Annotated in this window: 16 protein-coding genes; 10 read left to right on the top strand and 6 right to left on the bottom strand. The window is 66.2% G+C overall.

Annotation, left to right across the window (positions count from 1 at the left end):
- Nucleotides 1-34 precede the first annotated feature (34 nt).
- Entirely contained in the window at nt 35-2,461 is a 2,427-nt protein-coding gene (locus tag MUE36_12280; GenBank protein ID MCU0311703.1) for a hypothetical protein, read from the bottom strand.
- Nucleotides 2,462-2,755: 294 nt separating this feature from the next.
- Between MUE36_12280 and MUE36_12275 the strand changes: the two genes are divergently transcribed.
- Nucleotides 2,756-2,935 (top strand): hypothetical protein, encoded by a 180-nt coding sequence (locus MUE36_12275; GenBank protein ID MCU0311702.1) that lies wholly within the window; start codon nt 2,756-2,758, stop codon nt 2,933-2,935.
- A gap of 46 nt (nt 2,936-2,981) precedes the next feature.
- A complete protein-coding gene (locus MUE36_12270) occupies nt 2,982-3,269 on the top strand; it encodes a hypothetical protein (protein ID MCU0311701.1) in 288 nt (95 codons plus the stop codon).
- A gap of 741 nt (nt 3,270-4,010) precedes the next feature.
- On the opposite strand, the gene MUE36_12265 is transcribed toward MUE36_12270, so the two are convergent.
- Nucleotides 4,011-4,682, bottom strand: coding sequence for a hypothetical protein (locus MUE36_12265; GenBank protein ID MCU0311700.1), 672 nt, complete (start codon nt 4,680-4,682; stop codon nt 4,011-4,013).
- Between the two features lie 495 nt (nt 4,683-5,177).
- Nucleotides 5,178-5,630, bottom strand: a complete 453-nt coding sequence (locus MUE36_12260) for a hypothetical protein (GenBank protein ID MCU0311699.1) — start codon at nt 5,628-5,630, stop codon at nt 5,178-5,180.
- Between the two features lie 190 nt (nt 5,631-5,820).
- Here MUE36_12260 and MUE36_12255 point away from each other — a divergent pair, with 190 nt between their 5' ends.
- The 3 genes from MUE36_12255 to MUE36_12245 all read left to right on the top strand — a co-directional run bounded on the left by MUE36_12255 (nt 5,821) and on the right by MUE36_12245 (nt 7,908).
- A complete protein-coding gene (locus MUE36_12255) occupies nt 5,821-6,432 on the top strand; it encodes a hypothetical protein (protein MCU0311698.1) in 612 nt (203 codons plus the stop codon).
- A gap of 267 nt (nt 6,433-6,699) precedes the next feature.
- Nucleotides 6,700-7,308 carry a GNAT family N-acetyltransferase gene (locus MUE36_12250; GenBank protein ID MCU0311697.1) on the top strand — a complete coding sequence of 203 codons (609 nt, stop codon included), beginning with the start codon at nt 6,700-6,702 and terminating at the stop codon, nt 7,306-7,308.
- A gap of 72 nt (nt 7,309-7,380) precedes the next feature.
- Complete coding sequence (locus MUE36_12245; protein MCU0311696.1) at nt 7,381-7,908, top strand: hypothetical protein; 528 nt, start codon at nt 7,381-7,383, stop codon at nt 7,906-7,908.
- A 24-nt stretch (nt 7,909-7,932) separates the two neighbouring features.
- Here the strand turns inward: MUE36_12245 and MUE36_12240 are convergent, their stop codons facing one another.
- Nucleotides 7,933-8,247: a permease-like cell division protein FtsX gene (locus tag MUE36_12240; GenBank protein MCU0311695.1), complete on the bottom strand. Its 315-nt coding sequence runs from the start codon at nt 8,245-8,247 to the stop codon at nt 7,933-7,935.
- A 300-nt stretch (nt 8,248-8,547) separates the two neighbouring features.
- Nucleotides 8,548-8,850, bottom strand: a complete 303-nt coding sequence (locus MUE36_12235; GenBank protein MCU0311694.1) for a hypothetical protein — start codon at nt 8,848-8,850, stop codon at nt 8,548-8,550.
- A gap of 136 nt (nt 8,851-8,986) precedes the next feature.
- Between MUE36_12235 and MUE36_12230 the strand changes: the two genes are divergently transcribed.
- Entirely contained in the window at nt 8,987-9,463 is a 477-nt protein-coding gene (locus MUE36_12230; protein MCU0311693.1) for a hypothetical protein, read from the top strand.
- Nucleotides 9,464-9,547: 84 nt separating this feature from the next.
- Nucleotides 9,548-9,934 (top strand): hypothetical protein, encoded by a 387-nt coding sequence (locus MUE36_12225; protein ID MCU0311692.1) that lies wholly within the window; start codon nt 9,548-9,550, stop codon nt 9,932-9,934.
- Nucleotides 9,935-10,001: 67 nt separating this feature from the next.
- Here the strand turns inward: MUE36_12225 and MUE36_12220 are convergent, their stop codons facing one another.
- Nucleotides 10,002-10,226 carry a hypothetical protein gene (locus MUE36_12220; GenBank protein MCU0311691.1) on the bottom strand — a complete coding sequence of 75 codons (225 nt, stop codon included), beginning with the start codon at nt 10,224-10,226 and terminating at the stop codon, nt 10,002-10,004.
- Between the two features lie 97 nt (nt 10,227-10,323).
- Between MUE36_12220 and MUE36_12215 the strand changes: the two genes are divergently transcribed.
- From MUE36_12215 to MUE36_12205, 3 genes are all read left to right on the top strand, one after another.
- Nucleotides 10,324-10,845, top strand: coding sequence for a hypothetical protein (locus MUE36_12215; protein MCU0311690.1), 522 nt, complete (start codon nt 10,324-10,326; stop codon nt 10,843-10,845).
- A gap of 107 nt (nt 10,846-10,952) precedes the next feature.
- Nucleotides 10,953-11,858 (top strand): toll/interleukin-1 receptor domain-containing protein, encoded by a 906-nt coding sequence (locus MUE36_12210; protein MCU0311689.1) that lies wholly within the window; start codon nt 10,953-10,955, stop codon nt 11,856-11,858.
- 430 nt (nt 11,859-12,288) lie between these two features.
- Nucleotides 12,289-12,819, top strand: coding sequence for a hypothetical protein (locus MUE36_12205; protein MCU0311688.1), 531 nt, complete (start codon nt 12,289-12,291; stop codon nt 12,817-12,819).
- Nucleotides 12,820-13,273 lie beyond the last annotated feature (454 nt).

Raw genomic sequence — 13,273 nt, 5'->3', positions numbered from 1 at the left:
TGGTTCGTTCCGAACGAACCAGGCTGCGAAGTGATCAGGTCGACCACGAGACCGGGGTTCGCGGCTCGTAGCAGCACGAGACCCCCGTCACGATCGACTCATCGAGATGTGCGCCCAGATCGGGCGCCTTCGCCGAGAGCTCGGCGATCGCGTGGCGGATCGTCCTCGTGACGTTGAGGCGGGCCCTCTCCGCCGGTGAGCCCGACCGGCGCGGCCTGCCCTGCAGCCCTGTCGCCCGTTTCAGCTCTCTGATCAGGGCGTCTCGCTCGGCGGCCCATTCCTCCTGCCGCCGGGCATCTCCCCGCAGAGCCGCATCGTCCAGCCGGTCGTCCAGTTCGGCCAGCCGGCGCCGGTACTGCCTCAGGGCTTCGCGATCGAGCAGTGGACCGGTGTCCCCTCGGTGCATCGCCTCGTCCGCCGATGCACCGACCAAGGCCAGGGCCGATACCGGCTCACCGGGTCGGCAGACGAGCTCGCGGAGATGCCAGAGCCCCTTCAGGTCGGGCACGTGGACCTCGGTGCCGTTGAACTCGATGCGCCAGACTCCGTCCTCCGGTCGGAGGATCGCCCGCTCCACCGGCGCCGACCGTGATGTCCTCGCCAGGAGCTCGGTCATCTTCGCGGCCGTGTCGGCGTCTCGGATCTCCTCCGCGAGGGGCAGACCTTCGCGCAGGAGGCTCGCCGCGGTCTCCAGGTCGCCCTGCTCGACGGCGACCCGCGCCACTGCGAGGAGCCCGGTCGCCATGGAGCCGTGCACGTACCCGGTGCGGAGCGCACCGAGCTCCCGCCGATGGCGGAGCGCCTCCTCCCAGAAGAACCGGGCCTTGTCGAGCTCGCCGCGCGCCTCCCAGATCTCGCCCAGCGACTGCTCGCAGACCAAACCCGGCATCGCGTAGCCGCCGGCGGTCGTCACGTCGAGCATCTGCATCAGCAACTCGAGAGCGGCGTCGTCGTCGCCGACGTTGAGGCGGGCGAACGCGGCGTTCCAGAGGCAGAAGCCGTGCCCCCACGAGTCGGGGTACCGGGACGAGATCGCGATCCCCGTCTCGGTGCGGACCACCGCCGCCGGCGCGTCGCCGGCGAAGACGTCGCACTCGCCGCGCAGGCAGTGCAGCATGCCGAGGATGAGCGGGGGATCGGCAGCATCGCCGATGGCTGCGATCCCGAGGTCGAGCAGGGCTGCCGCGGCCTGCCAGTCGTCGGTGTCGTGGGCGATGAGGAAGGCCTCGCAGAAGAGGCTCGTGGCGCGCAGCTCGGCCGGTGCGTCCGGCACCGCCGCGCGCCCCCGCTCGAGCCAGGTGATGCCCTCGCGGAGCTTGCCCTGGGTCCACCAGTAGCTGTTCAGGGTCGCGGCCAGCTCCAGTGCTGCCGTCGGATCGATCGAGAGGAGGCGTTCGAGCGCGACACGGGTGTTGTCGTCGATGCGGCGGAGCACCTCCAGGTGCGGACGTTCCGGGCCGGCGAGCGTCGCCGCTCCTTCCTGCATGGCGAGGTCGAGGTAGTAGCGAGCGTGGCGGTCACGGATGATGCCGAGCTCTCCCGCGGCGTCGAGGTGTTCGGTCGCGTACTGGCGGATCGTTTCGAGCAGCTGGTACGGGCCGCCGCCTTCCTGCTTCATGAGGAGTGACTTCTCGACGAGGCGCGCGGTCAGGTCCGCGACCTGTGCTGCGGTCTGGCCGTCGTCGGCGCACACCGCCTCGATCGCAGTGAGGTCGAACCCTCCAGCGAACACCCCCATCCGGTGCAGCAGGCGCCGTTCGTCGTCCCGGAGCAGCGCGTCACTCCACTCCACCGTGGCGCGAAGCGACCGCTGGGCGCCGTCGACCCGGCGGGCCGACTGGGGGAGCAACTCGAACAGTTCATCGAGGTGACGTTCGATGTCCACCAGCTCGAGTCCTGCCACCCGTGCCGCGGCGAGCTCGATCGCGAGCGGAAGGCCGTCGACCCGACGGCAGATATCAGCGATGAGACGACCGGCGTCGTCCGTCTCGAGCGAGGCCTGCATCCGGGCGCCGGCGCGTTCCCGGAAGAGGCGCACTGCCGGGCTCGAGTCGATCTCTTCGCCGGTCGCCTCACGCTCCGCGACCGTCAGCGGCGCCAGCCGGTAGGTCATCTCGTCGACGACCCAGAGCGGCTCTCTGCTCGTCGCCAGCACATTCAGACCCGGAAGCCGGGCGGTCAGGTCCTCGACGAGTTCGGCGACGGCGGAGGTGACGTGTTCGCAGTTGTCGAGCACGAGGAGCACGTCACGCTCGGCCAGCCAGCGGACGAGTGCGTCCTCGTAGGACTCACCGCCCGACCGCGGCATCCCGACCTGCGCGGCCACCTCGCTGCTGATGTGGTCGGCCGACCGTAACGACGCGAGCCAGACGACGAACACACCGTCGGGGAAGCGCTCCTCCGTGGCGTCGGCGACGGCGAGGGCGATCGCCGTCTTTCCGACCCCACCGGGGCCGGTCACGGTGGTCAACGGTGTCGATTCGACGACCTTGGTCAGTTCGGCGATCTCGGCGTCTCGCCCGACGAGCCGGGGCGGTCGGAAGGCCGTCCTGCGCGCGACCGCGCGCCGGGGACGAGCGTGGTCGTCGTCAGGTCCATCCACCCCGTTGCCCCCGCTGCCTGACACGCACGCATCCTCCCAGGCCCCATTCCGATCGGGCAAGGAACGGTCCTCCCGCTGCTGGATCCATTCGCGGCGACGTCAGAGTGCGGTGGTGGCCTGTTCGCTGTCGGACCGCCCGGGTAGGGTGACCGGATGGCACGCAAGGTCTGGACCGCCGCCGAGATGGAGAACCTCAGCCGCCGCCAGCAGCAGGCCATCTTCGACGAGAGCGTGGTCACCGACCTCGACTCGGTTCCTTCCGAGTTCCTCGACCAGGTCCGGGCCGACGCCGACCGTCTCATCGAGTCTCACGAGTCCCAGCCCACCGATTGACCGCTCGGTGAGCGAGGAGCGGCGCTCAGTTCGCGTCTCGCACGCGGTGTTCGACGAGCTGGACCGGGTCCTCGGCACCGATCGCGGCCCCGGTGGCGAGCCCTCGGTCAACGACTTCCTGACCATCGACCTGCTCCCGATCGTCGACGCCTTCGCCACCCGCTTCGACGAACTGCCGGAGGCCGTGAGCGGTCGTCCGGACTACCGACTGCTGATCTCGGCCGGCGTCCTAGTGCGCGGTGTCGCGGTGATCGGGCAGAGGACCTCTGACGGGTCGATCGAACTCCTCTACATCCGGCTCGATCTCGACAGCGAATGGGACGACTCCGAGTAGCTCGACCGCGTGCCGACACGGATCGCCGGTCGGGATGAGCGAGGCGGTCCTCTGAACCGTGGGGAGATGGAGTGGAGCTGATGGGACTCGAACCCACGACCCCCTGCTTGCAAAGCCGCCTAAGTTTCGCAAGGACGGCTCTACCAGCACATATTGCTCACCGATGAGCGCCGAGAGCCGGAAGATGACACCGGATCCGCCAAGTCCGGTGTCAATCCGGTGTCAGGTCACGCCGCGTTGGGGTCGCGTCGCAGAGCCGTCTCGGCGACGTCGAGGGACTCGACTGGTGAGGACGGGGTACGTCGCCTCCGTGCGACGCGAGAAGGACGGGCTCAGGAGTGGATTGCTATCGCTCGCCTATGGCGTACGCGCCATCGCCGTAGTTCTCGGGTTTGCGCTGCTCGTCGCCTCTGCGTTCATCGGTCCGGCGTGGCTCAGGAACGCGGGATTGCTCATGGCGGTGGCCGGGTGCGGGGCCATGGTCATCTGGTTCCCGGACGCATTCGGTCTGGATCCAGTCCGAAGGCGTAACGAGCGTAAGCGGCCCCCGCGGTAGGCCCGGAGCAAGGTCGACGGTCTCATGCGCTGAGCCGTTCTGGGATGGTGGTCGCGCCGTCACCCGTATGACCGGTGGTCTGGGACACTGATCCGCCTTCACCCCTGAGCCTTCCCCGCGGTGCTGGGCCGAGCCGAGGTCGGGACCCGGGGCCCGGACTGGCAGGATCGTCCGGCGATCTCCGGTCAGCCGGTGAAGGCGGGAACGACTTCGCCACCCGCCGAGACACTCACGTCGAGGGTCGTGACCGACGAATCGGCCGTGGAGGTGGTCGGTGGGGTCGACGTTGTCGTTGTCGGATCAGGGGTCGTGTAGGTGATGGTCAGAAACGGAGGGTTGAAGAACTCAGGACTGTCCCAGAGGGTGTAGGTGCTGCCCACGGGCGATTGGCGCAACGAGAACCCGACAAATCCGGCTGAGCGGGCCCCGGCCGTGATCAATGTGGTCACGTCCACCGCTTGGTAGGCGGGGACTGTGGGGGTGAACAGCACCTGTGGGCCCATGACATCGGCATCGCCGAGCGTCACTGCGCCGTCGCCTGCGTACCCCACCAGAGCGGTTTGGCCGGCTAGGTCGGGATTAGCCGTGCGCAGTTGCAGGATCGCGCTGGTGATGGTCGCGTCGGTCGGCAGGGCCGCGAGCGGGAGCTCGAACGCCCAGCGAAACTCCTCCACGAGGAGGGACGAACTGGTGTCGCGGCCGGTCTGCATGAACTGGTAGTAGCTCGACCAGGTCGTGCCGGAGTCCGTGCTACTGAAACCGCCATAGATGGAGCTGGTGTTGCTGTTGATCACGAGCGTCGCGCCTGAAGCACCGGCCGAACCCGGTGCGACCACGACAACGGCCACAGCGAGCACAAAGGATGTGAGCGTCGCGACGAATCGCCTCCGTGCCAAAGGGTTTCGCATGTGCCACTTCCCTCATTCACCCTGTGGAATTCGGGAATCGTAGCACCACCGATGAAGCCGGCTGGCAGCCCGGCGCCGTGCCGTTGCAGGCCGCGTAGGCGTCATCGGCTACACCGGCGACGTCAGCCCAACCCATGGTGTCAACCGCCGCATGGGCAACCCAGCGGCACCGAGAAATACCAGCAAGTACTGAGTGGAGCTGATGGGACTCGAACCCACGACCCCCTGCTTGCAAAGCCGCTCAAGTCGCGCAGCAGCGGCTCTAGCAGCACATATGGCTCACCAATGAGCGCCGAGAGCCGGAAAATGACACCGGAACCGCCAAGTCCGGTGTCAATCCGGTGTCAGATCAGGCCGCGTTGGGAGTCGCGTAGCTGAGCCGTCTCGGCGATGTCGAGGAACTGGACTGGGCCACCCGAAGCTCAGGATGCAGCGCTCGTTGAGCTACGCGCGGAGTGTCTCCTCGTCGGACAGGCTCGCCAGCATGATTGAGACGCGCACGAACCGCACCACACTCAACACGAGGAGCACGTAGACAACGGAACGAATCAGGCTCACGGGTCCATCCCGGTAATCGAGCAGTAGCCCCGCGAGCCCGGCCGCAGCGAGCCCGCCAAAAGAGCGAGACGCAAGCAGGCCGGCGCTTCTCCATCCGGGCCCGGCAATCGTGATCAGAAGGCCACCCATGGCAAGCACAGCGCCGACGATGGCCAGCGCTCCGTAGAACGTCACCCGCCCACCTTCGGTGATCCCGGCGGTTGTGGGGCCGGCCGACAACCCCGCACCGTCCAGTGGGCCGCCCTGGTCAGTGACGTTCAGCGCATAGAGGGCAATCCCCGCCACGACCGCAACAGCCCAGTCCGCAGCCGCCGGGACTCGTCGCCAGATCGTCGCCACGTGCAGGAGCTTCCCACAGTCCTCCGCCGACCAGGAGTGAGCAAGCAGCTGAGCTCTGGGCGGTGAAAACTGAGTCGCTCCGGTGCAGAACCAAGCACCGTGTCACGAGTGCCACCTGGTGCGACCAGTGCCCGGCGTTAGGGGCACCGGGGGCCACGATTGCGGTAGAGGAGCTGAATAGGGTGTCGTGATGAGCATCCGCCGCGCCCGACTCGTGGCCTGGCCGTGGCTCCTGGCGGGCCTTGCGGCGGTGGTCTTGGCAGGCGCCGCCTGCACGCAGCCTCGACTCGATGCGTGCGGTCACGACATCTCCGGAGCACAGAGTCGCCTGGTCGCGGTGGACGCTGCGTCCGGGCAGGTTCGCTGGTCGACGAACGTCCCGTTGGACGCGGCCTACCTGATGCCTGTGGGCGGAGACCGCGCCCGGGTGCCGGCGAGAGAGCCCCTCGAACTCGATGACACGGTGGTTAACGTCGCAACAGGCGCCATCGTCGGAACCGTTGCGGACTCCAATGACCGTCTCGTCATCGATGCGTCCGGCGAGACCGGCCCGATCGGGACACAGTCCATCAACGGTGAGGTACGTCCCGATGTCGTCGAGTTCGGTGGGTTGAAGATCGCCGCCGATCGCGTATCGACGCCCGATGACCTCCACCTCATCGCGACGAGTGCTCAGGACGGCGCCGTGAAGTGGACAACCACCCTCCATGAAGGGAACGACTGGGGTGGAGTGACGAGACCCCTCTTGGTCGACAGCACCGTGTTGATCTCGATCGCCGATCGAACTCCGACCTGCTACTAGATCCCCAGGGGCCCCGCGCGGAAAGACCCGTCCCCAATGAGCCCTTCCGGCTGACCAACACGACCGTGAGATTCGATGATCCATCGGCCTCTCCTTTCGCCTGAGAGGAATCTCGGTGCCAACGGGACCGAGGCACGCCGATGTCGCACCAGCTACCTGATGATGGATCGATCCGGGCTTCGGGGGGTGTCCAACCAGTTGCCGCTGCACGTCTCCGGCGGATTGGGACTCTTCGATCAGACGACCGGGAATCCGTAGGCTGCGTGGATGCGAAGGACCCGCAAACCCGAGGTCCCGTCACGCGAGATCTGGGAGCAGACCCATACCCTCGTCACCGACTCCTTCACGATCGCACCGCTACCGCTCGATCCAGCGGCCTTTGAGGCCACGATCGATGACGAGGTAATCCGTGCGCAGGGGTGGCCCGACCCCCGCGCAGCGGCAAGCCGGATGAAGGCGACCTCCACTCGAACGCCCAAGCAGCCAGCTCCAGAGGCTTCGTGCCCGACCATGCTCGGCGTGTACCGGCCCGACGGAGAACTGGTCGGCGTTTACATCCTCACACTTGGCCCTCCGAAGACAGGTTCGAGCCTCGGCTACTGGTTCGGGCCAACCGGTCGTGGGAAGGGGCTCGCGACCGCCACACTGCCCCTGATCATCGACTACGGGCACAACCATCTCGGCACGAGCCGAGTTCGGATCCACACCGCCGTGAACAACACTGCCAACCGGCGAGTGGTCGAGCGCGCCGGCGCTACCTATCGAGGCTCGGCACCCCACCGACTACCCGAGGGCTCCAAGATCGACAGCGTCTGGTACAGCTTCGAACGCGCCAACGACACGACCGGCCCAACCTTGTGGCCCCCACCCTGCTGATCCAGCTGGCCTTGTGAGACGGCGTCGACGAACGCACTTGGCGCCGCCGCCCGGATCCACGAACCTGTTCCGGTGGCGGATGACAACGGCAGTGCGTTTGAGCGGTGGCTCAATGACATCGATGCTGGGTCATCGATCGACGGGCCCGACTCCGGCACCCTCGATCCCGCATCGCGCCGTTGGCTCGAGGACTACTTCGAGCAGGAGGGGCCGGTATCGAGCGACATCGTGAAGGCTGCGGCGACGGCGCACCAGTTGTCCCTGGCCCGGGAGGCCACTGCGGCGGTGGTAGCTGATCTTCGTCGAACGACCCCGCTTCGCCCCGAGGTCGTGGTCGATTTCTGGGACGGGGACCGGGTACGGATCTCCATCAACCGCGGCTACAGAACCCCATCGATGGACACCATGGACCGGGCCGAGGCCTACGCGCAGGTGGCGGACTACTTCCAAGGCGAGCTCGCTCAGGAGAGCGGGATGTGGCCGACGTGCGACCGACACGACACCGGTGCTCATCCGGAGGTGCGTGACGACAGCGGAGTGTGGTGGTGTCGAAAGGGCGAGCATCCCATCGCACCTATCGGCGAACTTGCACCCGACTGACCAATCTGAACGGGAGCGGGCCCTCTATTTCGTCGGCGGAACCTCCTGTGGTTGGCACGGATTGAGGGTCGTGGAGTCGACGCCGGGTATCGAGGACCAGTTGTCCACCGTCCCGATCGGAAGGGGCGCAGTGGTCACGACTCTGAAGCTTGCGGGCAGATCCGCCGGCTTGACCGAAGCAAGCATCTCCGGGGAATCCGGGAAGAGCTCGCGAAACTCCGCGTAGGCCGCGTCCTTGTCGATGTAGATGACCTGGTCGACGCCGCTGGTCGCGATGAGGCTCGCTTTGACCGCATCCACCTGTGTTGAGGTCGCATCTATCGCGAGCCAGACAACCACTGAGGGTTGGGGATCGCGGCAACTGCTCGCAGACAGGGCGGGAGAGCTTCCGTCGACCACGGAGGTCGGAGCGGCAGTGGCGGGAACGGTCGGCGGAGCCGTGGAAGCCGATGGGCTCCCGCAGCTCGCACAGGCCGCACCCACAAACACAACCCCCGCAATGAACCGCACCGCCCTCATCGAGCCGACGGTAGCCGAGCGTGTGGTCCTGTTCGACGGCGATTGGCCCCGCGTGCTCCCGGCGTTCAGGGATAGGTAACGGAGGCCCTTAGGGGCAGCGACGGTGCGTGGCGTGCCGCTTCAGCTCTCGGATAGGAGGCGCTTCAAGTCCGACATTTCCTCGCTGAGAGAGCGACGGCCCTCTTCGGTGCGGCGTCCGTGCTGCATGTCCAGCACGTGCTCTGCCTGCACCTCATCGAACGAGAACGGAGTGTCCGTCAACCGGCGACGAGCCTCCGATCGATCGGGGGAGTTCTCGATCGTTTCGAGTACCGGCCAGCCAAGATCGATGGCCCTGAGCAGAGCTTCGACGATCGAGAGGCGGTGCTCGGCGATGCTCCGCCGGTGCTCACGTAGCTCCTCAGGCGTCATTTCGCCGTACACCACAGTCTCCTCTGGGCCAGGTCTCTAGTGCAGCACATCTCCCAGGCGTCACTCTGCCGGCGTTTGGGACGTGCGCGTTGGAGGACAGTTGGTCGCTCCCTCGCCGAGGCCGCCCACCTGCATAGGGTCGATCCTCATGAGTTCGGAGATGGAGCCCCCGCCGACCGAGGCGGAGTTGCCTGGTCTTGCGAGGCATGTGGCCTACGAGATCGCCATGGCGAACCTGGGCGCCTCACGTCTCCTCGCTCTCGGACAACCGCAAGAGAACGGCGACTTCGTCTGGAGCGCGTGGGTCGAGGTCCTGCTCCTCCACAGCCGAGTACTCACCGACTTCTTCTGCCGACCACCGACGCGGGATGACCTCTCTGCGTTGCACTACCTCCCCGGGTGGGACCCGAACTCCGAAGATCTCGCCTGGCTCGACGGACACGTGCCAGAGATCAACAAGCGGGTCATGCATCTAACCGCCTACCGAGAACGTCGAGAGAGCGATGGGCGAGATGTTACGGAGACGATCCGCCGGCTCAACGTCGTAATGATCAGGTTCCTCGAGGCCCTGCCGCCCGACCGAAGGGGATGGTTCCCCATCGCCACTCCTGCGCCTCCGAACTGAGGAGTGGGTAACTCACGCAGTTGCCGGAACGACACTCAGACCCGGCGATAGGAGACGGTCGAAGCGCATGCCAGGCTTGCTCTCATGCGGATGCACGCACTGGTGGGAGCGATAGCTCTTGTGGCGGTCGGCGGAGCGTGTAGCGGGGGAAACGGAACCACGTCGAGCGTCCCGTGGGAGTTGCGAAGTGCTGTGGACTCAAGCACGTCGGTGATACCGATCACGGTCTACGTCGGCTCGTCGTCCTGCGACCGGTTCGAGACCGCCGACGTGGACGAATCGGCCGACGCAGTCACGATCACAGCGACGATCCACTCCTCCGGGGCGGAGGCTTGCACCAGCGACATGCGGCTGCGGCAGGTCGAGGTCGAGTTGAGCTCACCATTGAGCGACCGTGCGCTGCTGGGGTGCGGTGAGCGACCGGGCTACCAGGGTGAGAGCAGGGACTGCCGGATGTTCCCCAACCCTTGAGCCCGTCAGGGGCTGCGTCGAGCGGAGCGGACTGGACCCGTCACCTCGACCCGGCGGTCTGGGATACCTACGTTGTGCTGCCCCGCACGATTCCCTCCACCACGTCGAGGTCCGCGCCTGGGAACCGCTCGTGAACGATGGCCAAGAAGTCATCCGTGGTCCCAGGCAACACCCAGACGAGGACTCGTTCGCCTTCGTTCCAGCTGACTGCTTGCAGGCCAGCGTCCGTCAGGCGACCGCCGACGCCGAACTCTCTGATAAGCCATCGATGGATCTCGCCAGCATCGGTCACCCCCTAAGCTGACCACATGGAAGCAGCCAGCGTCTCCCCCAGGGCGTTTCGGGACGTTTTGGGAACTGAGAGACGAATACGATCGTCAGACCAACCTATGGACCGCATGATCCGCTTGGCGTCGCTCGTCCTTTTCGCCCTTGCAGCGGCGGTCTTGGCTAGCGGCTGTGGCGATCGGGGCGACGACGAGGTAGCCGGCCTACCGCAGCCTGCGTCACCTAGCTCAATGCCCGCAGGGTCAGTCAGCCAGACAGAGGTCCTCGGCGGCCTCACCGTCGAGCTGATCGTTCCGCCCTCTGTCCGATCCGGAGGCAGCCTTCAGACGACGATGCGTGCGGAGAACAAGTCGGAGCAGCCCGTCACCGACCCAGGGTGCCAGCTGGGTGCCGCCCGATTCGGGCTCTTGCCTGTCGAGGACCCCGACGGTGGGCTCTGGCAGGGCTACACCGTCGACTGCGGCGGTCCTTTCACCTATGAACCTGGCGCCAGCGAGGAGTACACCGGGTTCGCATTCAGAGCGACTGATGCCTACGGCACACCGCTAACCCCGGGCGACTACCTCGCAGCTTGGGAGGTCGATGGCAAGCGACTGCTGTACTCGGTGACTGTCGAGTCATAGCGCCTCCCACCTCCGGCGTTCTGGGACACTCCTGCAGGATGAGGCTTGAACCCACGATGAACATGTTGTTCCAAGGCCACGAGGTCGCTGGGACCTAGCGTGGCGTCATGGACTTTGGGACGAGAGTTGAGCTGATCAAGAAGGTCAGTCGCTCTCTCGCCGCACAAGGGTGGGCCGACGCAGGGCTGATAGCGCGCCAGGCGAATCTCCGCCATCTCAACGAGGAGGGCGAGCTCTACGAGAGCTGTCTTTGGTCGGTGGAGGATGCCAGCGACGAGACCCTCTTGCTTCTCGACGCGTATCTCCACAGCGCCACCAGCACGGCACCGGAGGATGAACCCTGGCAGGACGCGGACAGGCTTCGTCTATTTCTGAGCCACCTGGCCGCGCACAGGGCAACGGCCACTGAGCTCGCACAGACTCTCAGCCGCTGGGGTATCGAGGGCTTCGTTGCCCACGTGTCGATCGAGCCCAACCGCGAATGGCAGAGGGTCATCGAGGCATCGCTCGCGACCTGCGACGCGCTCGCTGCACTGCTTCATGCTGACTTTCTGGAGAGTCGGTGGTGCGACCAGGAGGTTGGCTTCGTCTTCGGCCGACATCAACCGGTGATCTCGCTGTCCTACGAAGTCGACCCCCACGGGTTCCTTGGGAACAAGCAGGCGATCAATGCCCGTCAGCGTCCGGAGCAGGTGGCCCCAGAGATCGTGAAGCTCCTGCTCACTGACCGTCGGAGTGGCGCAGCTATGTCTGCGGCGCTGGTTCAAGCGATCGCGAGGTCGCCGTCATGGAGGTTTTCAAATGAAGCCCTGCCGCTGTTACGCGACCACGGATCCCACCTGACGACCGTAGACGCTGCGACTTTGCGACGAGCGCAGAAGACCAATGTCGAGGTGGGCGATGCCGCCGTCGTGAATACCGGGATCCTCGATGAGATTGAGACTCGACACAGCATCCAGCCGACGGTGGCGGCAAATCCGGCGGGGTACGACCCTGATGAGGAACCTTTCTGATCCACCGGTCGGGGTTCGTCAGGGTCCGTGCGCTAAGCGACGCCGCATCCCGGCGGTCGGGGATGCCGATGGCGGAAATGCTCACCTCGCAGCGACAACGTCGAGCGGGACAGAGATTGTCGCTGCGAGGTGAGCAACACCGTGCTCTCGAGCCGCCTTTGGCCGCCAAACCTGCGCCCTGCTCTTGGCGTTAGGAGATCCCTGCCCAGTCGTGACCGCTCACAACCCCGTATCCTCCGGGGCGGAGGGCAGCGTGGGACTTTTCGGCCCGGGTGGAGGTGCGAGCCACCGCTGTCATGATCGGAGCGTCGCCATGTCATTCTTCGGGTCACCACCGGATTCCCCGGCAGGGATGCCGATGGAGCCCCCGAAGTGGGGTCCTCCTGTGTGGGACCGCGCCGCCGAGGACACTCTCGGTGTCTCGGTCGGCATGTCAGTGCTGCTGGCGGTCACGGATGAGCACGCCGTCATCTTCGACAACGTGCACGCCTTCGCCAACGGCTTCACTTTTGACCTGGTGCAGATCCACAACCCGAACATCCCCCTCGATGTGACGCACATGCGCCAACGGCGGATGTTTATGAACGGTCCCCGACTCGGTCTTGAGTTCGCTGACGGCTCGATCGCCAGCACCGAGCAGACCGGAACTCCAGCGGCACCATTCGGCGGCGGTCCCGGCCGCTCGTCGTCGATCACGCTCACATCAAACGCTCTCCCCCCGGAGGGGCCGGGCTTCGACGACGACGGTGTACCGACCGGACACGTGCTCCGAATGCAAGGGGGAGGCGGGTCCCAAAACCGGTATGCCAGCCAGTTTTGGTGCTTCGGTCTCCCGTCGCCGGGAAGCATGACGATCCATGCCGACTGGCCCGACCACTTCGACGAAGTTGCGATCGATCTCGACGCCACTCCGATCCTCGACGCAGCGAGCCGTTCGAAGATCCTGTGGGCAAGAACCTGACCGCTTAGCCGACGTTTGAGAGCACCTGCCACACCACTCGGCGCAGCCTCCAAACCGAACCGAGATGGGTATCCCCGAGGTGCCGGTTGGGGACGGTAGGTAACTACGCGCCTACCCCCCTGACCAGGGGCTGGGACCGATTCCGGGACCGCCCTCGGGACCGATTCCGGGACCGTCTCCCGACGCGGCAGCGGCTCTGCTTCGGGCTGGATGACGTGGGCTGGCAACTGGCCTCGGGTGCGTCCGTCGTGTCGTCGATGGTGCGCCACCGCGATGGCCGGCGGCGGTGGCCGCCGTCTGCTGACCGCCAGGCGCAGGGACGGAGGCCATCCGCTGTCGCCGGCTCGAGCGGGGGCGACGCGACGCAACCCAACCCCCGAGGGGTTGCAATCGTGTTCGCCTTGGTCTGCGGTCAGTTCCGGGACCGTGCGATGTCGTCATCGCCGGGCACCGT

This window comes from Acidimicrobiales bacterium (genome assembly GCA_025455885.1).
GTDB lineage: Bacteria > Actinomycetota > Acidimicrobiia > Acidimicrobiales > Acidimicrobilacustridaceae > Rhabdothermincola_A.
This window is presented reverse-complemented; position numbering and strand designations above follow the sequence as displayed.